Below are 24,936 nucleotides of genomic sequence, written 5' to 3' on the forward strand. Positions count from 1 at the left end.
GAACATTTGCGATAAATGTTCACTTTTGTTCTCATCAAGAAGCTAACCTACTGAAATCAAACGAATTGCCTGGTCGCGACGCAACAACCACAGCAAGACCCGGGCAGCCTTCCCGCGTTTGGATGTCAGCCCGGGATCGTCCGATAGAAGTTTTCTCGCATCACTTTGCGCGATTTTCATTAGACCCGCCTGCCCTTCAAGGTCCGCAATTCGGAAACGGGGAAGGCCAGATTGCGCGGTTCCCAGAACATCCCCGGCCCCGCGCATTTCAAGATCCACTTCGGACAGGTAGAACCCGTCATTGCTTTCACGCAACGCCTTCAGGCGTTTTTCCCCCGTCACAGACATCGGCGGTTGGAACATCAACAGGCAGGTTGATTCAGCATCACCACGTCCGACACGCCCCCGAAGCTGATGCAGTTGCGCTAAACCAAAGCTTTCGGCACGCTCAATCACCATGATTGACGCATTCGGCACATCGACGCCAACCTCAATCACTGTAGTGGCCACAAGAACGCGGCTTTCCCCAGCAATAAACCCGGCCATGGCAGCGTCTTTTTCATCCGGCGGCATCTGTCCGTGCACAAGGCTGACGACACCATCATCAAAGGCCGCCCGCAAAACTTTGAAACGCTCTTCGGCGGCAGTCAGGTCTAAACTTTCACTTTCTTCAACCAAAGGGCAAACCCAATAGGCCTGTCGCCCTTCAGAAACGGCCTTTTTCAGATGAGCCACCACTTCTTCCATCCGCCCCTGACTGACCAGAACGGTTTTGATCGGTTTACGTCCCGGTGGCTTTTCATCAAGCACGGAAACATCCATGTCTCCGTATTGGGCCAAAGATAACGAACGGGGGATCGGCGTTGCGGTCATGACCAGAACATCTGCAGCAGCGCCTTTTTTCCCAAGCTCAAGCCGCTGGTTCACCCCAAAACGGTGTTGTTCATCCACCACGGCCAGACGCAGGTCAGAGAATTCAACATCTTTTTGAAACACCGCATGGGTGCCGGTCAGAATGTCAATTTCACCGGCAGCCAGGGCCTGAAGTTTATCGCGCCGCGCAGCCCTTTTATCCCGCCCGGTCAATATCTCAAGGCGAACCCCGGCCAGTTCAGCAAACCCACGCAAACCTTCATAATGTTGTTGGGCTAAAATACCCGTGGGCGCCATCAACACGCCCTGCCCGCCAGATTCAACCGCCACCAGCAATGCCATAAATGCCACAAGCGTCTTGCCCGCACCAACATCCCCCTGAAGCAATCGGTTCATCCGTTCTGGTCGTGCCATATCGTCGGATATCTCAACTATAGCACGATCCTGTGCCCCGGTTGGTTGATACGGAAGCTTATCACGAACACGCTGGCAAAGAACGCCATCCCCTTGATTGACAACGCCTTTCTTTCCACGACTGTTTTCACGTGCCAAGGCAAGCGTTAGCTGATGGGCGAACAGTTCATCATAAGCCAAGCGCAGTCGCGCGGGCGCTGAAGGTGCGAAATCATCCGGGCTTTCAGGGGAATGCGCAGCTGAAATTGCATCACTCCAAGCTGGCCAGCCTTCCTTTTGCAACTGGTTCGGATCAATCCACTCCGCAGTTTCAGGCATACGCGCCAGCGCCGCTGAAACTGCTTTTGCCATCAGTTTCTGGTTCACGCCATCGGTCAGTGGATACAACGGTTCAAACGGTTTAATATCCTCAACTTCAGAGGGGTCGACCACATAATCAGGATGCACGACCTGCACCATACCATCAAAAAATTCAGCTTTCCCAGACACAATTCTGGCTTCACCTTCTGGCAAAATCTTGCGGATATAGTCGCCACGTGCGTGGAAAAACACCAACTGAAAGCTTTCATGATTATCATTCACAGTCACCCGATAAGGTCGGCCACGCGAGGTTGGTGCATGGTGTTCCTCGACCCTGGCAAAGACAGTCACCACCCCTGGAATTTCTGCGGCCCGCAAGTTATCTTTCAAACGCCGATCAACCACTGAATGCGGCAAAGAAAACAGTAAATCTACTGGGTTTTCTATTCCCATACGTGCAAAATTCGATACTGATTTGGGCCCGACGCCAGGCAGACTTTCAAGATCGGAAAACAATGGGAAAAGGGTTTCAGGCCTTGTGCTCATGCGCGGGAACTCAACTCAATCCAGGTGTCTTCATCAATGATTTTGATCCCCAGATCTGCAGCCTTTTTTGCTTTACTTCCAGCACCTGGTCCCGCAATCAAAAGATCCGTTTTCGCCGAAACCGAACCGGAAACCTTTGCGCCAAGGCCTTCGGCCCGGGCTTTGGCTTCGGCCCGGGTCATTTTCTCAAGTGTGCCTGTAAACACAAGTGTCTTGCCCGCAACCACACTGTCAGATGCCGCAACCGGCGCCACGTCTTCGATATTCAGCTGTTTCACCAGACGGTCAATCAACGCACGTTCGCGTGGCTCTGTAAAAGCTTGCACTGCGGACGCGGCCATCACCGCGCCAACCCCATCAATTGAAAGAAGTTCAGTCAGCGCATCACTTTCAGGTTCTGACGCCGAAATCATCGCCGTTTCAAAGCCATCCCACGATCCATAATGCTGCGCAAGAAGTTTGGATGCACTGTCACCAAGGTGTCGGATACCAAGCGCGAAGATAACCCGATTCAATGGGATTTTCCTTTTACCTTCAATAGCATCAAATAACTTATTCGCAGATTTCTCGCCCCAGCCTTCGCGGTTTTTCAACTGCTGCATACCACTGCCGAACCGTTCCTGCAGAGTAAAAATCTCAGCGGGTTCTTTCACCCAACCATCAAGACAAAACTGTTCAACCTGTTTCGCACCCAAACCATCAATATCAAAGGCTGATCGCGAGACAAAATGTTTCAGCCTCTCTACGGCTTGTGCGGGGCAAATCATCCCACCACTACACCGCCGGACGGCATCACCTTCTTCGCGTATTGCCGGGCTATTACATTCTGGACAAACCACCGGAAAGGTAAACTTTTGCGCATCTTCAGGCCGCTTACTCATATCGACGTCGGCAATCTTAGGGATCACATCCCCTGCGCGATAAACCTGAACAAAGTCGCCAACCCGGATGTCTTTCCCATCGCGGATGATTTCACCTTTGCTATCAAGGCCACAAATATAATCTTCGTTATGAAGGGTCGCGTTTGACACAACAACACCGCCAACCGAAACGGGTGTCAGGCGCGCAACGGGTGACAGAGCCCCGGTCCGCCCCACCTGAATGTCGATTGCTTCAAGATGGGTCCAGGCCAGTTCTGCCGCGAATTTATGGGCGATTGCCCATCTTGGTGTTGTGGATCGAAAACCAAGCCGTTCCTGTAAAGACAACTCGTTTACTTTATAAACGACGCCATCGATATCATAACCAAGATCGGCACGCAGTTCTTGGATCTTCAGATAATGTCGGATCAGTTCTTCTGGTGAATTGCACACCGCTGTTAAGGGATTAGTAGAAAAGCCCAGAGATTTCAGTCGATTGATTGCGTCCATTTGCGTGGACCCAAGTGGATCAGAAAGCGCGCCCCATGCATAAGCGAAGAATTTCAGTGGGCGTGATTTTGTAATTTGACTGTCCAGCTGTCGCAGTGACCCCGCGGCCGCATTGCGCGGATTGGCAAAGGGTTTATCCCCCGCTTCTGTCTGTCGTTCGTTCAAGGCGGCAAAGTCAGCATGAGACATGTAAACCTCCCCCCTGACCTCCAGAACATTCGGAGCGTTTTCAAGACGCTGTGGGATATCAGAAATTGTCCGGGCATTTGTCGTTACATTTTCACCAACCGCGCCGTCGCCACGTGTGGCGGCCTGAACAAGAACCCCATTTTCATATCGCAAAGACAGAGATAACCCGTCAATCTTTGGCTCAGCTGTATACGAAATACGTTCTGTAGACGCGTTTAAAAACTTACGGGTACGTGTATCGAATTCAAATACATCCCCGTCTTCAAACGCATTCCCCAGCGACAACATCGCAACCGCATGAGTTACTTTTTCAAATTTTTCGCTGACTGCGGCACCGATTTGCAGTGAAGGGCTGTCAGCCCGCACAAGATTCGGAAACGCCTCTTCCAGATCAAAGTTTCTGCGTTTCAGGCGATCATAGTCGCCATCGCTGATTTCTGGAGCGTCTTTCTGATGATAGGCAATATTTGCTTTACCAAGAAGTTCGGCAAGTTGCGCCAGTTCGGCCTTTGCCATTTCTTCGGTTATATTTTTGATATCAGTCATCAGCCGGTTCTCCGCGCGTTTTCTAAGTGATAAAACGCGCAGGCCCCGCCGTCCAGAGGCAGATGTGCATGAAATGTTCTCATCTGTGCTGAAATCCGGGAAGTGATACGATCATCAGCTTCCCGGATCCGCCGCAGCAGGGCATATCAAAGGTCTGGCCGTTTACTCAGGCACCAATGGCAACTTGATCATCAGGTATTTCCACGGGCTCCGGGTCGCGTAGAACATAGCCACGGCCCCAGACTGTTTCGATGTAGTTTTCGCCATCTGTCGCTTCTGTCAGCTTCTTGCGCAACTTACAGATAAACACATCAATAATTTTGAGTTCCGGTTCGTCCATGCCCCCGTACAGGTGATTCAGGAACATTTCTTTCGTAAGAGTTGTCCCTTTGCGTAAGCTAAGAAGTTCCAGCATCTGGTATTCTTTTCCGGTCAGGTGAACCGTTTTACCACCAACTTCGACCGTCTTCGCATCAAGATTAACACCTATCCGGCCGGTTTTAATAACAGACTGGCTGTGGCCTTTTGAGCGCCGGATAATCGCGTGAATACGCGCAACCAGTTCTTCCCGGTGAAAGGGTTTTGTCAGATAATCATCCGCGCCAAACCCAAACCCTTTAATTTTGTTTTCTGTATCATCTGCACCGGACAGGATCAGAATTGGTGTTTCGATACGCGCTAGTCGCAGCTGCCGTAGAACTTCATGCCCGTTCATATCCGGAAGGTTTAGGTCCAAAAGGATCAGATCATAATCGTAAAGTTTGGCAAGATCGATGCCTTCTTCCCCCAAATCCGTGCAATAGACGTTCAGATTTGCATGTGTCAGCATCAGTTCGATACTTTTCGAAGTTGTAGGATCATCCTCAACTAATAATACCCGCATTTATAAATCTCCGCTTAACTGTCCCCTACGCTGCGTTAACCATCGTGAAAAATAGTTAACCGCACGTTACTATTGCAAAGATTTTAATATAATCTACCTATGGTCGTCTATACTGTTGTAATGCTGTTGCTTTCAAAGCGCTTTCACCATGCTTTTTTATCGCGTTTTCCCATGAAACGTACTCTTCTTCCGATAATCCATAACGCTCAAGCGCCTCTTTTAGTGGAATCAACCCAAAGATGACTGACTTCACGACAACAGCCTTGCGGCTTGCAACCCAGCGCGTCGTATCTGCGGGCGGCAGATCTGCGCGCGATAATATCGACCCATCTGGTAGTGTAATCGCCCCGGGCCCATCGACTTTTTTAAGGAACATAATCGTACCCCTCTCTAACCTCAGAGCCACAATCAGCCTATTCCCTTAAAGGAAGATGAAATCCGCCCCTTGTTAGTCGTTAGAATTTTCATATATTCCGCTAGGATCATCGGAGCGCATCATGACCACCACTGAACTCAACTCACTTGGCTTCCCAAAGCCACCTTCAGAAACCCGTGTTGTCGTGGCGATGTCCGGCGGCGTGGACAGCTCTGTTGTGGCGGCGCAACTGGCTGAGGAAGGCTATGACGTGATCGGCGTGACGCTGCAGCTGTATGACCATGGCGCAGCTTTGGCCAAGAAAGGTGCGTGCTGTGCGGGCATCGACATTCACGACGCTAGGCGCGTGGCGGAAGAAATGGGTTTCCCGCATTATGTGCTGGATTATGAGAACATCTTTCAGGAAGCGGTGATTGACGAATTCGCAGACAGCTATCTTGCCGGCGCAACCCCTGTGCCCTGCATCCGCTGCAATGAACGGGTCAAGTTCAAGGACCTGCTGGGCACCGCGCGCGACCTGAACGCCGACTGCATGGCGACGGGACACTATATACAACGTTTCTATGGCGCGAACGGATCGGAACTGCATTCCGCCACCGACGCCAACCGTGATCAAAGCTATTTCCTGTTCTCAACCACTCCTGAACAGCTGGATTACCTGCGCTTCCCCCTTGGTCACCTCGCCAGCAAGGCCGAGACCCGCGCGCTTGCGTCGAAATACGGTCTGTCCGTTGCAGATAAGCCCGACAGCCAGGACATTTGTTTCGTGCCGGATGGGAACTATGCCGGCGTGATTGAAAAACTGCGCCCAGGTGCCGCGGAACCTGGTGAGATCGTCGATACAGACGGCAATGTTTTAGGCCAGCACAAAGGCGTGTTGCATTACACCGTTGGTCAGCGTCGCGGGCTTGGCATTGGGGGCCTCGATACGCCGCTATATGTGGTGAAGCTGGATGTGGACAAGCGTCAGGTGATTGTGGGGCCAAAAGAACTTTTGGCGACCCGCATCATTCCCGTGCGCGAGATCAATTGGCTTGGCGATGAACCCTTTGACGCCAAGAGCGAATACCACATCAGCGTCAAAGTGCGTTCCACCCGGCCCCCGCGCGAAGCCATCGTGCGCCCTCTGTCCGCCACTACGGCCGAAGTCGAACTCCTGACCCCGGAAGAAGGCGTGTCACCGGGCCAGGCCTGTGTGTTTTATGATCCGAACAGCACGCGTATCTTTGGCGGTGGCTGGATTTGGCACGGGGCGTAAATCCCCGAAATTCAACTTTATGTTGCAATGATTGATTTCACCCTTAACCTCACATCAGAATTTACTTTTTGATGTAAGAGTTTTCATGAACGGATTTAAAGGCGAATGCTCAAATTGTGGTTGGACCACGACAAGACATCTGAGAAATATGGTGCGCCCTTGCCCCAAATGCGGAGGAAACGTCTATATCCATGAAGAGGACAGAGGTTCTGCGGCGTGGGTAGTCGCGATCACAATTGCATTTATTGCGCTGCTGGCCATTCTACAAAATTACCAAAGTTAAAGATCAAATTTGGCGAGCAGTCACACTGTCCAACGCAGACCTTGCCGCCCGCAGACCAGGGACTTCTGCGCCGCGGCCAAGGCGGGTCATGGTCAGGGACATGGCCTCTTTCTGGGCGGTTGGGTCGTTCAGCAGGGTTTCAACGGCAGGAATGATCTGCGTGGCGGTGCAATTCTCGCCGAGGAACTCAGGCACCACGCGGGTTTCGGAGACGAGGTTCACAAGCGTCACTGTATCGATCTTAAGCATGCGTTTGATCAGTCTGCGCGACAGCCAATTCATGTCGTAAGCAATCACCATGGGCGTGTTATTCGCGGCAAGTTCCAGCGAGACCGTGCCAGACGCCGCAAGCGCTAGGTCGGCACGGGCAAAAGCGGCGCGTTTGGCGGCTTTGTCGGTGGGGTTAATGATCAAGGGTTTAACGTCCCAATCCGCCACGGCTTCCGCCACCACATCCGCCACGGGGCCAGGGGCTGCGGGCAGCACGAAGCGCAGATTTGGGTGGGTTTGGGCAAGGCTCTGCGTTACCTCATGCATCACCGGCAACATGCGCGAGACCTCGCCGCGACGCGATCCGGGCAGCAACAGCATCAGTTTTTCAGCTGCGGCAATATCATGGGTGGTGGTGAAATCTGTGACCTCTGTTTGCGTCGCCAAAACCTCGGCCACAACGGGATGCCCAACGAAATCACAGCTCATGCCAGCGGCCTGCATATAGGGCGGCTCAAACGGCAAAAGCGCCAGCACGTGGTCGATGACTTTCGCCATTTTCACCGCCCGCTTTTCACGCCAAGCCCAGACCGAAGGCGCAACATAATGTACGGTGGGAATGTCACTGGCAGCCTTCACGATTTTCGCCACGCGCAGGCAAAAATCTGGGCTATCAATGGTGATCATGACATCAGGTTTCAGCGCCAAAGCGGATGCGGCAACTTCACGAATGCGGCGTTTCAGGTGGAAATATTTCGGGGCAACCTCAGCGATGCCCATGATCGACAGCTCATGCATGGGAAACTGACTGACCAGCCCTTGCGTCGCCATCAATTCACCACCAACACCGTGAAATTCGACTTCAGGCACCAGGGATTGAAGACCTTCCATCAAGGCGGCCCCCAACTTATCGCCAGAGGCCTCGCCCGCGATGAGAAAGACCTTCATTCGCTGGCCTCGCGCACCCATAGGAACATGCGGCACAGATCTGCCGCTTGGATCACACCTTCAAGGTTGGGCACCATCACGCCCCCCGCTTCGATCACGATGCCCGCAAGCCCCGCTTCGGCCGCAGCGGAAACCGTGTTCACCCCGATCACAGGCAGATCGACACGCCGATCTTGACCAGGTTTTGGCGCTTTATAGAGGATCCCACCAGGGATGATTTTGGGGTCGAGTTCTGGCAGGCGGCTGTCAGGGATCGGATCGCCCAAGCTGACAACATCCATAATTTCATCAAGGAAGGTTTTCTCATGCTCAACCGGTGCTGCCAACAATGATCGCAACATCCAGTCCGTACCCGGCTGGGCCTCAATCGCCTGGGCTTGACCGCGCGCAACCACGCAGCTTTGGCCAACATCTGCCGCGCCCATGGCGGTGACAATCGCTTGGCCGCGCGCGGCATCTTTCTTGTGATGATCTGTAGGCTGCGCCTTGGTCGCAATGCCCGCGTTGGGCAGCAAAGTAGGCAAAACTTCATGGGCGCCGTGCAGTTTGAAGCCGGTTTTCTCAAAGATATCAAGCACCGCACGCAGGGCACCATCATCGCCTGCTTGCATCGCCTGCATAATCACCGGCACAAGCGGCATGGTTTGAGCGTCGATTTTGGACGGATCCAAAGCGGGGCGCGCAACCGATCCGGCAAAGCAAACATCCGTGATGCCCGCATCGCCCAAAGCGACCAAAAACGTGCCCAAGGTTTCGACGCGGAAGGTTAAATCCACATCCAACGCATCCGGCGCAAAGCCTTCCATAGCGGCAATCAGCGGCGTTTGCCCCTGATCCACCAAATGCGCGGCCAAAAGCCCCGGCAGATCACCCTGCCCTGCAATGATCGCAAACATCGCCTACTCCGGTGTTAGGAAGGAACGGTCAGAATTGCCCGTGACAAAAGCCACGATATCCTGAACGTATTCACTGTCGCTTTCCTCGCCCAAGCGGCGCGTGCGGTCTTGGAATGTGCCTTCGCCCTGGGCCAACATCTGATAAGCCGCACGCAGGGCTGTGATGTCGGCGCGCGCAATGCCTTTGCGTTTCAACCCAACAAGGTTGAGCCCATGCAAATGCCCACGTGGGGCCTGAACCAGACCGTAAGGGATCACATCATTGGTCACCATGGAAACAGCACCAATGATCGCGCCTTTGCCGATGCGAACCCATTGATGCACACCGGACAACCCACCAATGATAACGTTGTCATCAATCACGCAATGCCCCGCCACAGAAGCGTTATTTACAAGGATCACATGGTTGCCGATGACCACGTCATGGGCAACATGGCAATTCGCCATGAACAGCCCGTCATCGCCGACCTTGGTCACACCACCCCCACCTTTGGTGCCGGTGTTCATGGTCACACCTTCGCGGATACGATTACGATCGCCGATGACCAAGGTGCTGTCTTCGCCGTCAAACTTCAGATCCTGCGGAACTTCACCGATAGAGGCAAAGGGGAAGATCTCATTGTCCTCGCCCAGCGTCGTATGCCCTGTCACCACCACATGCGAACGCAATTCTGTCCGGGCACCAATTTTCACATTGGCACCAACGGTGCAGAAAGGTCCGATTTTTGCACCGTCCCCAATGACGGCCCCGTCTTCCACAAGGGCCATCGGATGGATCACAGCACTTTGCGCGATGCTCATTTAGGTTCATCCAACAGGTCAATCATCGCGGCAAATTCGGCAGAACAAACAACTTTGCCATCCACTTTGCCATCGGCGCGGAACTTCCAGATTTTTGTACCAGCGCGGATCACTTCCACATGCAGTTCAAGCACATCACCCGGCACAACTTTGCCACGGAATTTGCATTTGTCCACGGACATGAAATAGACCAGCAGATCGCGATCGATCAGATCAAGCGTCACGCCAACCATAACAGCAGCCGTTTGCGCCATGGATTCGATGATCGTCACGCCAGGCATGATCGGCGCGCCGGGGAAATGCCCTTGGAAATGCGGTTCATTGCAGGTCACGTTCTTAATGCCCACAGCGCTTTCACTGGGTACAATGTCACGAACCTTGTCGATCAGAAGAAACGGATAACGATGCGGGATGATCCGCTGAATGATATCAAGATCGGCTTCAGTAATCTTTTCGGACATTGGTCTTCCTTATTTTACACTGGATCCGGCTTTGCGGATTACTTCTGAATACCGTTTTCAGATCAGGCAAACAAGTTGACAAAGAGTATCCAGGATAAAAAAACAGGATTTCGCCTTATTCTTCGCCCCCGGCATCAGGTGCTTCACTTCCGGTTTGCGGGAAAAACAAACCTGGAATTACACCTTCGGGATAAACGGCATCGATACGTTCGATTGCGTCAGCAGTGATATCAATGTTCCGGACAGACAGAAAAATACTGCTGCGTTCTACAACGGCCAGACCACCGCGGGCGCGCACGGATTGTGCAACCAATGGGACAACAAGGTTCATAAAGCTACTCAGCACCTCTTCCCGGCGCTGAACCAGTGCACGCAGTTTTTGATCCTGTTCCGCACGAATGGCCTGAACCCGGTCATCAAATTCTCGCGCAAGGATAGAAAAGGCTTCCGGGTCAGTTGTGGACCGCAAGATTACCAATTTACCTTCTTCCGCAGAAAGAGCGTCAAAAATCACCTGATTTTCGCTTTGCAATACGCCACGTTCATCATTCAACATCGCTTCAAGAGTGCGGCCAAGCGCACTCCGCGCATATAACAGCTCTTGCTCGATTGTCAGCAGCGGCGATATCAGATCGGTTTCGACCACCACATCACCAGTCTGTTCAACCGCTTCGGTGTCCTGCGCAAAAACAGTTGTAGCTGTTGCGCATCCAAGCAACAGTGAAAACGCAATCACGCCGGGCAAAAACCATTGGCCGCCGCCCGGAGTATTCTTTGCAAATCCCATATCAGAACTGCGTTGAGATCGTCAGATCAAAGCTGCGCGTCTCATCATTGGCACTTTCTTGCAGCGGGTGGGAAAAGTTAAACCGTAACGGGCCCAAGGGCGTGTCCCAGAAGACCGAAAAACCAACGGTCGCACGCAGATCGAAATCGTCGTCGATCACGCCACCCAGGTCGTCATCAAGCCCCCAAACAGAACCCGCATCTAAGAAAAGACCGCCGGTAATGCCATATTCTTCGGGCAATCCAAGCGGAAAGTCAGCTTCAAGACGTGCATAGGCGTAATAATTGCCGCCCAGATGATCACCCGCATCAAATGGCCCAATACCATTCGATGAAAAACCCCGTAACTGGCTGCTGGAATGGGAAAAACGATCAAGTACGGTACTGTTTGTATTGCCCAGAGAATGATGCGCCCCACCTTCCAGAATACCACGCACAGTAACATCATTATTCCAGATTTTGGTTTCTGCCCCCAGTAATGCAGTGGTACGGATATATTTCGCATCCCCACCCAATCCAGCATATTCCTGACCAAAGCGCAAAACAACACCCGCGTCTGGGTTCAAACCGGTCCGACGGGTATCAAAGCTATAGTTATACCCGATCGCACTGGTGATCTGTGCACCTGCGGCCTGATCATTTATCAAAAGCTGACTGCGCCCGGCCGCAACGTCGAAGATCTTGTTTTGTTCAAGTGAATAATACACCTGCAGGCGTCCGTTCTGGGACACGGGAAATGTCAGAGAAGGTGACAGATTGATACGGCGGGTATCGAACGTAGAGTTATCAGAATCTGTTGTGACGTAACCAAGGTTCAAACCAAAGGCCAAATCACGCCCCAGAAGGTTCGGCTCAACAAAACGGAATGTGCCTGATTGACTGCTGGACGCTGTATTCAGATCAACGGCAATGGTTTGACCACGCCCCAAGAAGTTACGTTCAGAGAAACCGATGGTGAACGCGGCACCACTGTCTGCGGAATAGCTGGCACCAAACGACAAAGACCCGGTTGGTTGTTCTTCCACGTCCACATCAATCACAACCTGATCCGCAGATGACCCTTCACGCGCGTTCACTTCCGCATTGGAAAAATACCCCAGCGCGCGAACACGTTCCGCAGATTCGCGGATTTCGCGCGGGTTAAAAGGGTCGCCTTCCACCACACGGAAACGGTTGCGGACAACCCGGTCAAGCGTGGTGTTATTGCCTTCAATGTCAATGCGTTCCACGAACACACGTGGACCGCGCGTCAGGACAAATTCCACATCCAGAGTCAGGTCTTCGTCATTGCGTGTCACACGGGGTTCAACCCGCACAAAATCAATTTCTTCACGAATGGCCAAACGTTCCAGACGGGCGATGTTTTCTTCGATCAGCGCCGGCGCGTAAACCGCACCCGACTTCATCCGTGTTTCATCAAGGAACAGGTCCGGATCCGCTTCTTCCAGATCGGAAACCACCGTCACCTCGCCCACACGGAACTGCTGACCTTCTCGTACGTTAAATGTCACCAGGAAACCGTCACGGGCACGCACAAGTTCAGAGTTCACAGAAAGTGTTTCAAAATCAACGTAACCGCGAGAAAGGTAGAAATCGCGCAGCACTTGCTTATCGAATTCAATACGATCTGCGATAAAGCTGTCAGCACGGATTAATTCACGGAAAAAACCAGCTTGTTTGGTTTCCAGAACCCGACGCAAACGACGTTCGGAAAAGGCACGGTTGCCTACAAAGCTCAGACGTTCGACTTCGACAACGCGACCTTCAGTAATTTCAAACACCAGATCGACACGATTATTCGATCGACGGATAATACGAGGTTCCACTGTCGCGGCCAAGCGCCCCGCCGCACTGTAAGCTTCAGTAATTGTTTGCGCATCGGCTTCGGCAACAGAGGCACTAAACACACGGCGCGGCTGGGATTGAAGCGCAGCCATCAGATCACCGTCTTTCAGGCGGCGATTGCCTTCAATGCTGATACGGTTGATCGTCGGAAATTCAACGACCTTAATCACAAGCTGTGAACCGCGCGGCTCGATCTCAACGCTTTCAAACAAACCGCTGGCCAGAATGCGCTGATAGGCATCGTTCAAACGGGCAGCAGAAACGCTCTCGCCGCGGGCGATTCCGGCATATGTCAGGATCGTCGCGCCTTCAATGCGCTGATTGCCAGTAACATCTACCGAATTAAACCGGTATTGCTGGGCAAAAGCGACATCAGGAACAACCACAGAAGCAGCTGAGGTTAAAAGAAAAAATCCGACTGTAGCAGGCAAAATTCGCCCGGCTTTTACAGTTTTCCGTGTCTTGAAATAGCTGCTCATGGGTCCCCGTCCGTATAAAACTTAACCCTGAGTAACGACTGCAAAAGCGCTTGTCAAAACTCAGTGTCTGCGGATCGCGAAAATCCGCAGATAAAGGCCATGAAACACCTGAATTTAATTGCAGAAAAAGTCATTCCCAAGGGCAAAGACCATCACAGTCAGCATCACAGTCAGACCAAGCGTCATCAAGAAACGCAGCGCTTTTTCACCGGGGGGCTTTCCGGTCACCGCTTCATAAGCAAAAAACACCAGATGACCGCCATCCAGAACCGGAATCGGAAACAGGTTCAAAAGGCCAACCGCAGTCGACAAGAGCGCAATAAAGCGTATGAAATCTGTGATCCCCAACTCAGCAAAGGCAGACGCGTTCTGCGCCATGCCAACCGGACCATTCAGATTACATGTGCTGATCGTGCCGACGACGATATGGTACAGGCCAGTCAGGCTCCCTGTGATAATGGCACCGGTCTGGCTGACCGCAGCGGTCGCGCTGTCCCAAACACCAGCCCCTTCTGTGGCAGGCGTAAACAACACCCCACCCGTCAGGCCGATCTGCCAGCGCTTCTCAAATGTTCCATCTTCTAATTGGTGATCACGTTCCCGAGCCGACAGTGTCACCTCAAGCATGTCCCCTGCACGCCAGACATCAAGCACAACCGGGCGACCTTCGGACGCCAGAATAATGTCGCGCATCTGATCAAAACTGGCCACCGCGACGCCATCCACAGCCGTAACAACATCATCAACCTGCATCCCTGCATCCCGCGCTGCAGATCTGGCAACGACCATAGATACCGCGGGCGGAGATGGATGCGGTGCCATGACGATCACCGTGTTGCCATCGCGCGTTACGGTGTAGGGGATCAGTGAATCTTTAGGCAGCGCGTCTATAAAAGCGCGATATGCTATACGTTCTTCCGGCGGTGTCATGCCATTAATTTCAAGGATCTGATCCCCCTTCAAAAGAGAGGTTTCCGCCTGTGGATATGCACGAATATCCCCCACGGTGATCGGATCAATTGCTTTGCCTGAAAACAGAAATAGCGCAAAGAAAACCAGAATCGACAGGATGAAGTTAAACACAGGACCCGCTGCAACTGTCGCAGCACGCGCCCAAAGCGGCGCGCCGTGCATCGTGCGACGGCGTTCTGTTGCTGACAGAGCGGCCATCGTATCCGTGTCCTGACCTGCAGACGCCGCATCCGCATCACCTGCAAATTTCACAAACCCGCCCAAAGGCAGAAGTGCAATCTGCCATTGCGTGCCATGTTTGTCAGTACGAGCAAAGATCACCGGACCAAAACCAAGGGAAAACACATCCGCATGGATGCCAGACCAGCGGCCAACGATATAGTGCCCATATTCATGGATAGCCACGATTACGGACAAAGCGATAATAAAGATCACCGCAGTCCAGACACCGCCCCCAAGGGCTGAAAACAACATCGTAATATCCAAAGCCGGAACCTTTCGTCAGGACGCGCGTGCCGCGATAATCTCAGCGGCATATGTCTGTGCAAGTTGATCAGTTGCGCGAATAGCTTCAAGTGACAATGCACCGCAACCATATTCATTATTTCGTGAAAGACGGCTTAACACATCTTCAACAATTCCCGCCATATCCATAAAGCCACAACGCCCGGCAATGAATGCATCAAGGGCCGCGTCTTTTGCGGCAGTAAATCCGGCACCAGACAGCCCGCCCATTTTCATGACTTCTCGCGCCAGGCGCAGGGCAGGATATCGGGTCTCGCAGGCGTTGCGAAAATCGAACCGTCCGATACGGGCAAAATCCAGCCGTTCAACCGGCAAGGACGTGCGATCCGGCCAATGCAAAGCAAATCCAATCGCGTGACGCATATCCGCCGGACCAACATGGGCCATAAGCCCGCCATCATTGAACCCGATCATCGCATGAATCATGCTTTGAGGGTGAATAAGGACTTCTATTTCATCAGGCGTAAAATCAAATAATTCCTTCGCTTCAATAACTTCCATCGCCTTGTTAAACATAGACGCACTGTCAATTGTGATGCGCTGCCCCATGTCCCAGTTCGGATGCGAAGATGCCTGTTGCAACGTCGCGCCTGTCAGATCCTCCAGCGGCCAGTCCCGGAACGCACCGCCAGACGCAGTAATAATCACCCGTTCAACAGCACTGATATCTTCACCAATAAGAGATTGAAAAATTGCAGAATGTTCGCTGTCGACAGGCAGGATCGTCGCGCCGTATTTGTTTGCTTCTTCCCGCAGCAACGCACCAGCTGACACAAGGCTTTCCTTATTCGCAAGCGCAAGCGTGCCACCATGTTTCAATGCGCGAAAGCCCGGTTCAAACCCAGCAAGCCCGACAATCGCGCTCATGCACCAGTCGGTCGGGCGGTCGGCGGCTTCCAGCAAAGCTGCTGTACCTGCGGCCGCCTCAACGCCGGAGCCAGCCAGAGCTGCACTCAGGTCGTCCAAGTGGTGTTCATAGGCAGTGATCGCAACATCAGCCTGTAGGTCAATTGCATCCCGCGCCAATTGCGCCACGTTATGACCGCCAGAAACGGCAACGATATCATAGGATCGCAGGTCGCGCTTAATCAAATCAACGGTGCTTTGGCCGATTGATCCGGTCACGCCAAAAATCGAAATACGTCGTGGCATAACAGCCTTAGCCCTGCGTTATCAGAAGAAGGACAGCCACAACAAAGCCAACACCAATCATCGCATCGAACCGGTCCAAAACGCCGCCATGACCCGGGATCAGATCCGCGCTGTCTTTAACACCGCACCGACGCTTGATCGCACTTTCAACGATATCGCCCAACTGACCGGCAAATGCGAGAAGCGCTGCAACCAATGGCATAAACCAAATGCCAGACATCGCATGAATGTCCTGGGTTGAGATCATATAGAGGGTAACACATCCCCCCAAAACGGCTGCACCCAGCCATCCCGCTATCGTACCAGACCAGGTTTTTTTCGGGCTGACACGCGGCCAAAATTTCGGACCACCAATCAGACGGCCCGCAAAATACCCTGCGATATCAGACACAACAACGACACCAGCAAGGAAAAACACAGCAGACGCCCCGCCCTGCGCACGGACAATGGCAAAGGCCAAACAGCCCGCGATAATCATAAACGCATAGGCAAAAAAGATCATGATATCAATCGGGCTGCCAAGGCGTTTTCGGATCATCATCCAAAGTTCACGCAGACCGATTAGGGCAACCATCAACATCAGAATGTCGAACGGAATACTGCCAAACAACGTCACAACAATTCCGGCAACGGCCATCACCAGCGCAGAAATCACGCGCGGCTTCAGATCATCCCACTGGCTCATGTTTTTAATGCTCCAAAACGGCGATCACGGCCGTCAAATCGTTCCAGTACTTCGGCAAAGATTTCACGGGTGAAATCCGGCCACAGCGTATCAATAAATTCATATTCCGCATAGGCTGACTGCCAAAGCAGAAAGTTGGAAATCCGCGCTTCGCCAGACGTGCGAATAACCAAGTCAGGATCAGGTAAAACCATTGTATCTAAATAACTTGAAAGCGTATCTTCATTCACGCTTTCCGCATCCAAATCACCATCCCGCACATCGCGCGCGATATCTTTGATCGCACGGGCAACTTCGTCACGGCCACCGTAATTGATCGCAATAGTCAGGTTCACAGATGTGTTGCCACTGGTCAACTCTTCCAGTTCATCCATCAACCCCTGAAGTTTCTTATCAAGCCGCACCCGGTCGCCAATAAAGCGCACGCGCACGTTCTTTTCATTCAGAGCTTGGGCTTCCTTGGTGATATAGCGCCGGAACAACAACATCAGACCAGCAACTTCGGCTTGCGTACGTTTCCAGTTTTCAGTCGAAAACGCAAAGATCGTCAGATACTTCACACCGAAATCAGGGCAGCTTTCGACAATTTCACGAACACGCTTTGCCCCGGCCCTGTGGCCAAACAACCGGGGCTTGCCCTTTTGCGTAGCCCAGCGACCGTTCCCATCCATGATGATCGCAACATGTTCAGCGCCATGCGTGCCAAGGACCTCCGCGTCTGGCAGACTGGTCGCGGTGTTCAATGAATTGTCAGACAAAAGCGCCCCTTTTCGGAATGTTCTGGTGATGCAATGAAACCAATTTAAGGTTAATGAACGTTAAAGCTGGAGACATCCCCCTGCTTTTCCCGATCAGACCTGCATGATTTCTTCTTGCTTCACTTCAAGCGCCTTATCGATAGCCGCGATGGCTTTGTCGGTCAGCTCCTGCACCTCGTCAGACCAGATTTTGTGGTCATCTTCAGACAACCCATCGTTTTTGGCTTTTTTCAGTTGATCCATGCCATCGCGACGTACGTTACGCACGGAAACACGCGCATTTTCGGCATAACCGCCAGCAACCTTCGTCAGATCACGTCGGCGTTCTTCGTTCAGCTCAGGGATTGGCAGCATAATAATTGTGCCGTTCAGCTGTGGGTTAATACCCAGACCACTTTCGCGGATCGCTTTTTCAGCAGGACCAACAAGCGCCTTGTCCCAAACGTTCAGGGTTACCATACGCGGTTCTGGAACGTTCACGGTGCCGATTTGGTTCACAGGTGTGCGCGAACCATAGGCGTCTACCATCACAGGTTCCAGCATAGAAGCAGATGCACGTCCTGTACGCAGGGATGCAAATTCGGTTTTCAAAGACCCCATCGCGCCATCCATACGGCGTTGCAGATCATCAGTGTCGAGCATGAAATCATCGGACATATTCAGTCTCTCTTTAGTTTATTGGCCTGTCGGTCACATCGTATGTCACCTTGCCCGACGCGCGTGTCGCATCAGGCTTTTGGTATATATAGCGTTAAGTGTGCACGCGTGTATAGGTGCCTTCGCCAGCCAGAATACCGCGGAAACCACCGGGTTCATCTAGCGAGAAGACGATAATTGGCAAATCATTGTCCCGTGCAAGCGCAATCGCGGATGCATCCATCACGCCAAGGTGTTTCTGCAAAACCTCGTCATAAGTGATGTCATCATAGCGTACAGCATCGTCATGTTTTGCAGGGTCTTTATCATAAACCCCATCCACTTTTGTACCCTTAAAGATCGCCTCGCAGCGCATCTCGTTCGCACGCAGGGTCGCAGCTGTGTCGGTGGTGAAATAAGGGTTCCCTGTCCCCGCCGCAAAGATGCAGACCCGTTTCTTTTCAAGGTGACGCACGGCACGACGACGGATGTAGGGTTCACAAACCTGGTCCATTGGAATCGCGGAAATTACGCGGGAATGGATGCCAAGGCTTTCCAATGCGCCCTGCATCGCAAGCGCGTTCATAACAGTCGCCAGCATCCCCATGTAATCCGCAGTGGTGCGTTCCATCCCCTGGGCAGACCCTTGAAGGCCCCGGAAAATGTTGCCCCCCCCGATAACCATGCAAACTTCAACGCCCATGGCCTGAACTGTCTGCACTTCGCGTGCAATACGTTCCACTGTCGGTGGGTGTAGGCCAAAGCCCTGGTCGCCCATCAGCGCCTCACCTGAAATTTTAAGCATCACACGCTTAAATGCTGTTTTATCTGGATTTTCCGCAGTATCGGCTTGCGGCGCGCTTTGGTTGTCACCTGACATCTGGTGTCTCCCGGTTGTGGCACAGTTTACGAGGGTATCTGTGTGTCATATGTTTTGAAACTGGCTTAAAATGTCAGACCTCGCGCCCAGACACAACAGCGTTCACACCATCCTGGCGTAAGTTTGCGGATTTTTTGCCAGACAGCGGTTTGACCCCAATCGCATCACCGCCTAAACCAAGGCTATGCGGAGCCTGCCTTTTGATATTCCTGATGACATGCCTGTCCTGATCGCTGGTCCGACCGCGTCAGGTAAATCAGCACTTGCCCTTGAAATCGTGGAACGTGGCGGTGGAATCATCGTGAATGCGGATGCGCTACAGGTTTATAGTGGTTGGCGCATCCTGACTGCGCGGCCTTCAGACGATGAAGAAGCACGCGCCCCGCATCGCCTTTATGGTCATGTCCCTTTTGATCAGGACTATTCCGTAGGTGCCTGGCTGCGTGATATCGCACCATTTATTGGCAAAGATCAGCCCCGCCCAGTTATTGTCGGCGGAACAGGTCTGTATTTTCGCGCGCTTTGTGAAGGCCTCGCCGAAATCCCGCCCACCTCGACAGAAATCCGTGCCGAGGCTGACGCCCTTCTCGCATCAGGTGGTTTGGATACAATGATCGCTGAGCTGGACGTTGAAAGTGCCGCCCGCATTGATCTGCAAAACCCCGTGCGGGTACAACGTGCTTGGGAAGTTCTACGCGCAACGGGCCGGGGTATTGCATCCTGGCAAGACGACACGCCCCCGCCTCTGTTGCCGGTCACTGACACATTTCCCATTGTCATGAATACAAATGTGGACTGGCTGAATGCACGTATTGAAAAGCGATTTGATTTGATGTTGGATGGCGGCGCTCTTGAAGAGGCCCGCATGATGGAGCCCCATTGGGATCCCGCGCTTTTGTCATCTCGGGCAATCGGCGCACCGGAACTGATGTCTTACCTTCACGCAAATCTGACGCTTGACGAGGCCCGAAATGCGGCGGTTATTTCCTCGCGCCAATACGCAAAACGCCAACGCACCTGGTTTCGCAAACGCATGTCCGGCTGGAACATCCTAGACCTACCGGGCGAATCTGTCTGACATTGGGATTCTCCCCTAAGAAACAAAGACATGGTGTGATCGAAAATCTGTTCTCTGACGCAATCCACCCTTTACGACAGAAAATTTCACAAAATCTCTCCATCCATCCAACCGAACGCGTAGCAGGGCACCGCAAACACCCTACTTTCACGAGAGTGTCGCTTTTTTGATTAGGAAATGTCGCAAACAAACCCTTATCTGCCGAATGTAAACATTGACCCCGGCGGATTTCTGGTGCCGAATGGCGAAGTAACAAAATTAGTCTGCTTGCTGCCGCATTCAAAAAGAGCCCCCCTATCAGGGCCTGCCGGATCTGTGTTTCAGACCGGCCTTATCCGCAAACGACGGATCATCGGCCAAGCAACTTAGAATAAACGTGTCACAGGGAGAAAAAGATGACGCTTAAAACCACAACTTCAAACAAGATGCATCCGGCTGCGGATATGTATGCGAAGGAATTTACTGAAGGCAAACTCAGCCGTCGTGAATTTCTGACCCGCTCTACCGCACTTGGCGTAAGCGCAACTGCGGCTTATGGCCTGATCGGCGCGGTTGCTCCGTCTGAAGCCCTTGCGGATGGTCACATCAAACCTGGCGGCACCCTGCGTGTTCAAATGGAAGTGCGCGCACCCAAAGACACACGCACCGCTGACTGGTCCGAAATCGGCAACATGACACGCGGCACACTGGAATATCTTGTTGAATACAACAACGATGGTTCTTTCCGTGGCATGTTGCTCGACAGCTGGGAAGCCAATGAAGACGCAACCGTTTACACACTGAAAGTACGTCAGGGCGTGAAATGGTCTGATGGTTCTGACTTTACCGCCGATGATGTCGTGAACAACATTGCGCGTTGGTGTGATAAAGGCGTTGATGCGAACTCCATGGCGGGCCGTATGGCGACACTCGTGGACGAAGCAACTGGCAAGATGATCGAAGGTGCTGCTGTTGCAACAGACAGCCACACTGTTGTTGTCACTATGCCACGCCCGGATATCTCAATCATCCCTGGCTTTTCTGACTACCCTGCTGCGGTGGTGCACAAAGACTATGACCCAGAAGCACCTGCTCAGGATCTGGTTGGCACTGGCCCATTCAAAGTCACTGAACTTGAGGTTGGCGTGAAAGCCCGTCTTGAGCGCAATGGCATGGACTGGTGGGGCACCGAAGTTTATGGCGGCCCTTACCTCGACGCTGTTGAGTATATCGACTATGGCACCGACCCTGCGGCATATCTGTCTGCGATGGAAGGTGAAGAAGTCGACATGCTGCACCGTTCTGAAGGTGAATTCATCGAGATCCTCGACAGCCTTGATTTCGTGAAGTCCGAAGTGACAACAGCGGCAACCGTTGTGGTACGTCCGAACCAGAACGCAGAAATTGACGGTGTGAAAGTATATGCTGACAAGCGTGTACGTAAAGCACTGCAAATGGCGGTAAACAACGCGATCTGTCTTGAGCTGGGCCTATCCGGCAATGGCGATGTTGCTGAAAACCACCATGTTTCCCCAGTTCACCCGGAATATGCGCCACTGCCTCCACAGGTTGTTGACGGTGCAGCTGCGAAAGCACTGATGGACGAAGCTGGCATGGGTGACTTTGAGCACGAGCTGATTTCCATCGACGGCGGCTATCGTTCCGATACCTGTGACGCGGTTGCAGCACAGCTGAACGATGCGGGCATCACTTGTAAGCGGACTGTTCTTCCTGGTTCCACCTTCTGGAACGACTGGACGAAATACCCGTTCTCATGCACCAACTGGAACCACCGCCCGCTTGGCGTACAGATCCACGCGCTGGCCTATCGTTCAGGCGAAGCATGGAACGAATTCAGCTGGTCCAATGCCGAGTTCGACGCACTTCTGACCGAAGCTTTGGCGATTGCGGATGCGGATGCACGCCGCGAAGTCATGGCGAAAATGGAAGCGCTGATCCAAGAAGAAGCTGTAACCATTCAGCCATACTGGCGCAAACTGTACCGTCACACTGTTGAAGGTGTACACGGCGCAGAAGCCCACATCGGCTTTGAACATCACCACTATAAGTGGGGCTTCTCTGCATAATCTGCAGGTCACTTAAAAACAGACGGGGCTGCAGTGTGGCCCCGTTTCGCCAAGGTGGTCATAGGACGCAGAACGCTTGAAATCGCGTTTTTTCAGAATTGCCAGGGCACGCTAAAGCCAGCGACAGACGCCGAGTAACGGCGCAGTTCATACGTATCTGACGACAGTCAGCTGACAGCGGGGAAAACATGGGACTATTTATACTACGTCGCCTGGGGATAATGATCCTCACGGCGCTTTGCCTAACATTTGTGGTGTTTTGGCTGACCAACCTTTATCCAAACTTGGAAAAGCTCGCGAAAAGCGAAGGCAACCAACGGATGTCCGACACTGAGGTCACCAGCTGGCTTGCGGAACGCGGATACGCGCAGCCTTTGTATGTAAAATACGGCGAATGGCTTGGTATCGCGCCCGGTTTCACATTTACAGATGAAGAAGGTAAGGTCACAGGACGTTGTATTGCGCCCGGTCAAGCGGCCGAAGATGCGCCAAATTACTGCGGTATTTTGCAAGGTGATTGGGGCCGTTCCACAGCGTTAGATGATGAAGTCTCAAGTGTAATTGCCACGAAATTGGGCCTGACAGGTTACCTCATGATGTGGGTGTTGATCGTCATGGTGCCATCTTCCCTGATCATCGGCGTTTTGGCCGGCATGCGTGAAGGATCCCGCACTGACCGCTCCCTATCCACCCTATCGATCATCACCACCGCGACGCCAGAATATGTATCCGGTGTTTTGCTGATCACCTTCTTTGCATCCGGTGTTGGCTGGAAGATCTTTAAGGGCAGCGCCACCAAGGCGATGGAAGAACCTAACCTTGAGAACTTTACCCTGCCCGTGATCACCATTTCCCTATACGGCATGGGCTATATCGCCCGGATGACACGTGCATCCATGACCGAAGTCATGACCGCGCAATACATCCGCACCGCGCGCCTTAAAGGTCTTGGTTTCCGTACAATCGTGATGAAACACGCGTTGCGCAACGCTTTGATCGCGCCCTTTACCGTGATCATGCTGCAAATCCCTTGGCTCTTGAATGGGGTCGTCATCGTGGAAACCTTGTTTAACTACAAAGGTTTCGGCTGGGCGCTTGTTCAGGCTGCGGGCAACAATGATATCGAATTGTTGCTGGGGGTCTCTGTGGTCTCTGTTGTGGTCGTGCTGCTGACGCAGCTGATCTCTGACATTGGCTATGTTTTCCTCAACCCGCGTATCCGCATTTCTTAAGGGAGCCTGAAAGATGGAAACTTTATCCTGGGGTGGCGTGATCACCCGCATTTTCCTTCAATTGAGCCCCGTATGGATTGCGCTTATCGCAACCTTCTGGATCTCAATTTCCAACAAACGCAAACTGGGCCTTTACGGCAAACTGTTTGACTCAACCGTTGGCATGATCGGCTTTGGCATTGTGATGTTCTGGGTCTTTGCTGCCCTGTTCTCAAATGTCTTTGGCTGGTTGATGCCAAATGAACCTCAATTCTTTGAGGTCTCTATGAAACACGCCCTGCCCGGCGAAGCCCTGCCTGACGGATCAGGTCATTATCTATTGGGTGGCGACAAGCAGGCACGCGACGTGTTTTCCCGTATGATCTATGGGTCTGGCATCGTGATCATGATCGCACCGCTTGCGACATTGATGGCCTTTATGGTTGGCATCACCTTGGGTCTGCCTGCGGGTTACTTCGGTGGTAAACTTGACACTGTCTTGTCGTTCCTGGCCAACTTGATCTTGGCTTTCCCGGTGATCCTGTTGTTCTACCTCTTGGTAACAAAGGAAATCGTCGCAACCGGCCTGCCGCAATATATGGCAGCTGTCTTGTTCCTGTTCCCGCTGATCTTCCTGACGGTTTTGTTCAATTCGCGCTACTACACAGATCCGGGCAAAAGGAACCCGATCCTCATCGCGCTTTGGGTCATTGGCGGCTGGATTTACCTGTCGTTCATCTCGCAAAACGGCGGTGACAGCGCGATCAGCATCCTGCCCGCAGCTTTGGACGCGTTTAACCCTGATCCAAACATCCTTGTGGTGTTCGTATCCGTGGTGTTCGTGAACTCGCCCACTGTGTTCCGGATCGTGCGCGGCCTGACCCTAGACATCAAATCCCGTGACTATGTTGCAGCGGGTCAAACCCGTGGTGAAGGTCCTTGGTATATCATGCTCTGGGAAATCCTGCCCAACGTGCGTGGCCCGTTGATCGTGGATTTCTGTCTGCGCATTGGGTATGCCACCATCCTTCTGGGAACTTTGGGTTTCTTTGGCCTTGGTCTTGAAACCAACAGCCCGGATTGGGGCACAACCATTAACCTTGGTCGCGGCCTTCTACGTGCTTACGCCCATCCGGTGATCGTCCCTGCATTTGCGCTTCTTAGCCTTGTGCTGGGTCTGAACCTGCTGGCCGATGGCCTGCGCGAAGAAGCAATGAAAGACTGATAGGAGAGTACGATGAACAAACAGCCTGAATACGACGGCCCGGTTCTTGAAATCGAAAAGCTTTCCATCAGCTTTTTTACCCGGCTTCATGAAATCCCGGCGGTGATGGATTTTTCTGTCTCCGTCGCCCCTGGCGAGGCGGTTGGCCTTGTTGGGGAATCCGGTTGCGGCAAATCCACCGTGGCGCTTGGCGTCATGCGCGATCTTGGCAAAAACGGATCAATCGTCGGCGGTTCCATCAAGTTCAAAGGCCGCGATATGGCCGATATGGATGATGCGGAACT

General features: G+C 52.7%; 22 protein-coding genes. 6 read left to right on the forward strand and 16 right to left on the reverse strand.

From position 1 onward, the window contains the following. Positions 1–42 precede the first annotated feature (42 nt). The 4 genes from recG to ACPGUT_RS10545 form a co-directional block, all read right to left on the reverse strand. Positions 43–2,133 (reverse strand): ATP-dependent DNA helicase RecG, encoded by a 2,091-nt coding sequence (gene recG / locus ACPGUT_RS10530; protein WP_423991125.1) that lies wholly within the window; start codon positions 2,131–2,133, stop codon positions 43–45. Further along, entirely contained in the window at positions 2,130–4,238 is a 2,109-nt protein-coding gene (gene ligA / locus ACPGUT_RS10535) for an NAD-dependent DNA ligase LigA (RefSeq protein WP_423991127.1), read from the reverse strand. The genes recG and ligA overlap by 4 nt, the downstream gene beginning before the upstream one ends. A gap of 166 nt (positions 4,239–4,404) precedes the next feature. Next, the gene (ctrA, locus tag ACPGUT_RS10540; protein WP_423991129.1) at positions 4,405–5,121 is read right to left on the reverse strand and encodes a response regulator transcription factor CtrA; all 717 of its coding nucleotides are present in this window, start codon (positions 5,119–5,121) and stop codon (positions 4,405–4,407) included. 97 nt (positions 5,122–5,218) lie between these two features. After that, positions 5,219–5,497, reverse strand: a complete 279-nt coding sequence (locus ACPGUT_RS10545; protein ID WP_423991131.1) for a DUF1153 domain-containing protein — start codon at positions 5,495–5,497, stop codon at positions 5,219–5,221. Between the two features lie 121 nt (positions 5,498–5,618). On the opposite strand from ACPGUT_RS10545, the gene mnmA reads away from it, so the two are divergent. Then, positions 5,619–6,755, forward strand: a complete 1,137-nt coding sequence (mnmA, locus tag ACPGUT_RS10550) for a tRNA 2-thiouridine(34) synthase MnmA (RefSeq protein ID WP_423991133.1) — start codon at positions 5,619–5,621, stop codon at positions 6,753–6,755. A 286-nt stretch (positions 6,756–7,041) separates the two neighbouring features. On the opposite strand, the gene lpxB is transcribed toward mnmA, so the two are convergent. The 12 genes from lpxB to pyrH all read right to left on the reverse strand — a co-directional run bounded on the left by lpxB (position 7,042) and on the right by pyrH (position 18,997). After that, positions 7,042–8,196, reverse strand: a complete 1,155-nt coding sequence (gene lpxB, locus ACPGUT_RS10555; protein WP_423991135.1) for a lipid-A-disaccharide synthase — start codon at positions 8,194–8,196, stop codon at positions 7,042–7,044. Next, a complete protein-coding gene (locus tag ACPGUT_RS10560; RefSeq protein ID WP_423991137.1) occupies positions 8,193–9,092 on the reverse strand; it encodes an LpxI family protein in 900 nt (299 codons plus the stop codon). Before ACPGUT_RS10560 ends, lpxB begins: the two co-directional genes overlap by 4 nt. A gap of 3 nt (positions 9,093–9,095) precedes the next feature. Continuing rightward, a complete protein-coding gene (gene lpxA, locus ACPGUT_RS10565) occupies positions 9,096–9,893 on the reverse strand; it encodes an acyl-ACP--UDP-N-acetylglucosamine O-acyltransferase (protein ID WP_423991140.1) in 798 nt (265 codons plus the stop codon). Then, positions 9,890–10,354 (reverse strand): 3-hydroxyacyl-ACP dehydratase FabZ, encoded by a 465-nt coding sequence (gene fabZ, locus ACPGUT_RS10570; RefSeq protein ID WP_423991142.1) that lies wholly within the window; start codon positions 10,352–10,354, stop codon positions 9,890–9,892. Before fabZ ends, lpxA begins: the two co-directional genes overlap by 4 nt. Positions 10,355–10,469: 115 nt before the next feature. Then, on the reverse strand, positions 10,470–11,141 hold the full coding sequence (locus ACPGUT_RS10575) for an OmpH family outer membrane protein (RefSeq protein ID WP_423991144.1): 672 nt from the start codon (positions 11,139–11,141) through the stop codon (positions 10,470–10,472). 1 nt (position 11,142) lies between these two features. Further along, the gene (bamA, locus tag ACPGUT_RS10580; RefSeq protein ID WP_423991146.1) at positions 11,143–13,464 is read right to left on the reverse strand and encodes an outer membrane protein assembly factor BamA; all 2,322 of its coding nucleotides are present in this window, start codon (positions 13,462–13,464) and stop codon (positions 11,143–11,145) included. 114 nt (positions 13,465–13,578) lie between these two features. After that, the gene (rseP, locus tag ACPGUT_RS10585) at positions 13,579–14,910 is read right to left on the reverse strand and encodes an RIP metalloprotease RseP (protein ID WP_423991148.1); all 1,332 of its coding nucleotides are present in this window, start codon (positions 14,908–14,910) and stop codon (positions 13,579–13,581) included. A 27-nt stretch (positions 14,911–14,937) separates the two neighbouring features. After that, positions 14,938–16,113: a 1-deoxy-D-xylulose-5-phosphate reductoisomerase gene (gene dxr / locus ACPGUT_RS10590; protein ID WP_423991150.1), complete on the reverse strand. Its 1,176-nt coding sequence runs from the start codon at positions 16,111–16,113 to the stop codon at positions 14,938–14,940. A 7-nt stretch (positions 16,114–16,120) separates the two neighbouring features. Next, positions 16,121–16,798: a phosphatidate cytidylyltransferase gene (locus tag ACPGUT_RS10595; protein ID WP_423991152.1), complete on the reverse strand. Its 678-nt coding sequence runs from the start codon at positions 16,796–16,798 to the stop codon at positions 16,121–16,123. Further along, positions 16,795–17,469: a polyprenyl diphosphate synthase gene (gene uppS, locus ACPGUT_RS10600; protein ID WP_423991166.1), complete on the reverse strand. Its 675-nt coding sequence runs from the start codon at positions 17,467–17,469 to the stop codon at positions 16,795–16,797. The genes ACPGUT_RS10595 and uppS overlap by 4 nt, the downstream gene beginning before the upstream one ends. A 180-nt stretch (positions 17,470–17,649) precedes the next feature. Further along, on the reverse strand, positions 17,650–18,213 hold the full coding sequence (gene frr, locus ACPGUT_RS10605; protein WP_423991154.1) for a ribosome recycling factor: 564 nt from the start codon (positions 18,211–18,213) through the stop codon (positions 17,650–17,652). 94 nt (positions 18,214–18,307) lie between these two features. Next, on the reverse strand, positions 18,308–18,997 hold the full coding sequence (pyrH, locus tag ACPGUT_RS10610; RefSeq protein WP_423991168.1) for a UMP kinase: 690 nt from the start codon (positions 18,995–18,997) through the stop codon (positions 18,308–18,310). A gap of 259 nt (positions 18,998–19,256) precedes the next feature. Between pyrH and miaA the strand changes: the two genes are divergently transcribed. The 5 genes from miaA to ACPGUT_RS10635 form a co-directional block, all read left to right on the forward strand. Further along, positions 19,257–20,150 (forward strand): tRNA (adenosine(37)-N6)-dimethylallyltransferase MiaA, encoded by an 894-nt coding sequence (gene miaA, locus ACPGUT_RS10615; RefSeq protein WP_423991156.1) that lies wholly within the window; start codon positions 19,257–19,259, stop codon positions 20,148–20,150. Between the two features lie 395 nt (positions 20,151–20,545). Then, positions 20,546–22,216 carry an ABC transporter substrate-binding protein gene (locus ACPGUT_RS10620; RefSeq protein ID WP_423991158.1) on the forward strand — a complete coding sequence of 557 codons (1,671 nt, stop codon included), beginning with the start codon at positions 20,546–20,548 and terminating at the stop codon, positions 22,214–22,216. A 188-nt stretch (positions 22,217–22,404) separates the two neighbouring features. After that, on the forward strand, positions 22,405–23,448 hold the full coding sequence (locus ACPGUT_RS10625; RefSeq protein WP_423991160.1) for an ABC transporter permease: 1,044 nt from the start codon (positions 22,405–22,407) through the stop codon (positions 23,446–23,448). A gap of 13 nt (positions 23,449–23,461) precedes the next feature. Next, the gene (locus tag ACPGUT_RS10630) at positions 23,462–24,652 is read left to right on the forward strand and encodes an ABC transporter permease (protein WP_423991162.1); all 1,191 of its coding nucleotides are present in this window, start codon (positions 23,462–23,464) and stop codon (positions 24,650–24,652) included. A gap of 12 nt (positions 24,653–24,664) precedes the next feature. Then, positions 24,665–24,936 (forward strand): ATP-binding cassette domain-containing protein (locus ACPGUT_RS10635; protein ID WP_423991164.1); only part of this gene is annotated, 272 nt, incomplete at its 3' end.

It is taken from the genome of Halocynthiibacter sp. (genome assembly GCF_049608145.1).
Taxonomy (GTDB): Bacteria; Pseudomonadota; Alphaproteobacteria; order Rhodobacterales; family Rhodobacteraceae; genus Halocynthiibacter.

Coding starts and splice junctions, on each gene's coding strand:
- ACPGUT_RS10630 (WP_423991162.1), top strand. CDS start 23,462: ATGGAAACTTTATCCTGGGGTGGCGTGATCACCCGCATTTTCCTTCAA.
- uppS (WP_423991166.1), bottom strand. CDS start 17,469: ATGGATGGGAACGGTCGCTGGGCTACGCAAAAGGGCAAGCCCCGGTTG.
- ctrA (WP_423991129.1), bottom strand. CDS start 5,121: ATGCGGGTATTATTAGTTGAGGATGATCCTACAACTTCGAAAAGTATC.
- lpxA (WP_423991140.1), bottom strand. CDS start 9,893: ATGAGCATCGCGCAAAGTGCTGTGATCCATCCGATGGCCCTTGTGGAA.
- ACPGUT_RS10595 (WP_423991152.1), bottom strand. CDS start 16,798: ATGAGCCAGTGGGATGATCTGAAGCCGCGCGTGATTTCTGCGCTGGTG.
- ACPGUT_RS10575 (WP_423991144.1), bottom strand. CDS start 11,141: ATGGGATTTGCAAAGAATACTCCGGGCGGCGGCCAATGGTTTTTGCCC.
- ACPGUT_RS10625 (WP_423991160.1), top strand. CDS start 22,405: ATGGGACTATTTATACTACGTCGCCTGGGGATAATGATCCTCACGGCG.
- miaA (WP_423991156.1), top strand. CDS start 19,257: ATGCGGAGCCTGCCTTTTGATATTCCTGATGACATGCCTGTCCTGATC.
- ligA (WP_423991127.1), bottom strand. CDS start 4,238: ATGACTGATATCAAAAATATAACCGAAGAAATGGCAAAGGCCGAACTG.
- bamA (WP_423991146.1), bottom strand. CDS start 13,464: ATGAGCAGCTATTTCAAGACACGGAAAACTGTAAAAGCCGGGCGAATT.
- recG (WP_423991125.1), bottom strand. CDS start 2,133: ATGAGCACAAGGCCTGAAACCCTTTTCCCATTGTTTTCCGATCTTGAA.
- ACPGUT_RS10545 (WP_423991131.1), bottom strand. CDS start 5,497: ATGTTCCTTAAAAAAGTCGATGGGCCCGGGGCGATTACACTACCAGAT.
- mnmA (WP_423991133.1), top strand. CDS start 5,619: ATGACCACCACTGAACTCAACTCACTTGGCTTCCCAAAGCCACCTTCA.
- dxr (WP_423991150.1), bottom strand. CDS start 16,113: ATGCCACGACGTATTTCGATTTTTGGCGTGACCGGATCAATCGGCCAA.
- ACPGUT_RS10560 (WP_423991137.1), bottom strand. CDS start 9,092: ATGTTTGCGATCATTGCAGGGCAGGGTGATCTGCCGGGGCTTTTGGCC.
- fabZ (WP_423991142.1), bottom strand. CDS start 10,354: ATGTCCGAAAAGATTACTGAAGCCGATCTTGATATCATTCAGCGGATC.
- lpxB (WP_423991135.1), bottom strand. CDS start 8,196: ATGAAGGTCTTTCTCATCGCGGGCGAGGCCTCTGGCGATAAGTTGGGG.
- frr (WP_423991154.1), bottom strand. CDS start 18,213: ATGTCCGATGATTTCATGCTCGACACTGATGATCTGCAACGCCGTATG.
- pyrH (WP_423991168.1), bottom strand. CDS start 18,997: ATGCTTAAAATTTCAGGTGAGGCGCTGATGGGCGACCAGGGCTTTGGC.
- ACPGUT_RS10620 (WP_423991158.1), top strand. CDS start 20,546: ATGACGCTTAAAACCACAACTTCAAACAAGATGCATCCGGCTGCGGAT.
- rseP (WP_423991148.1), bottom strand. CDS start 14,910: ATGTTGTTTTCAGCCCTTGGGGGCGGTGTCTGGACTGCGGTGATCTTT.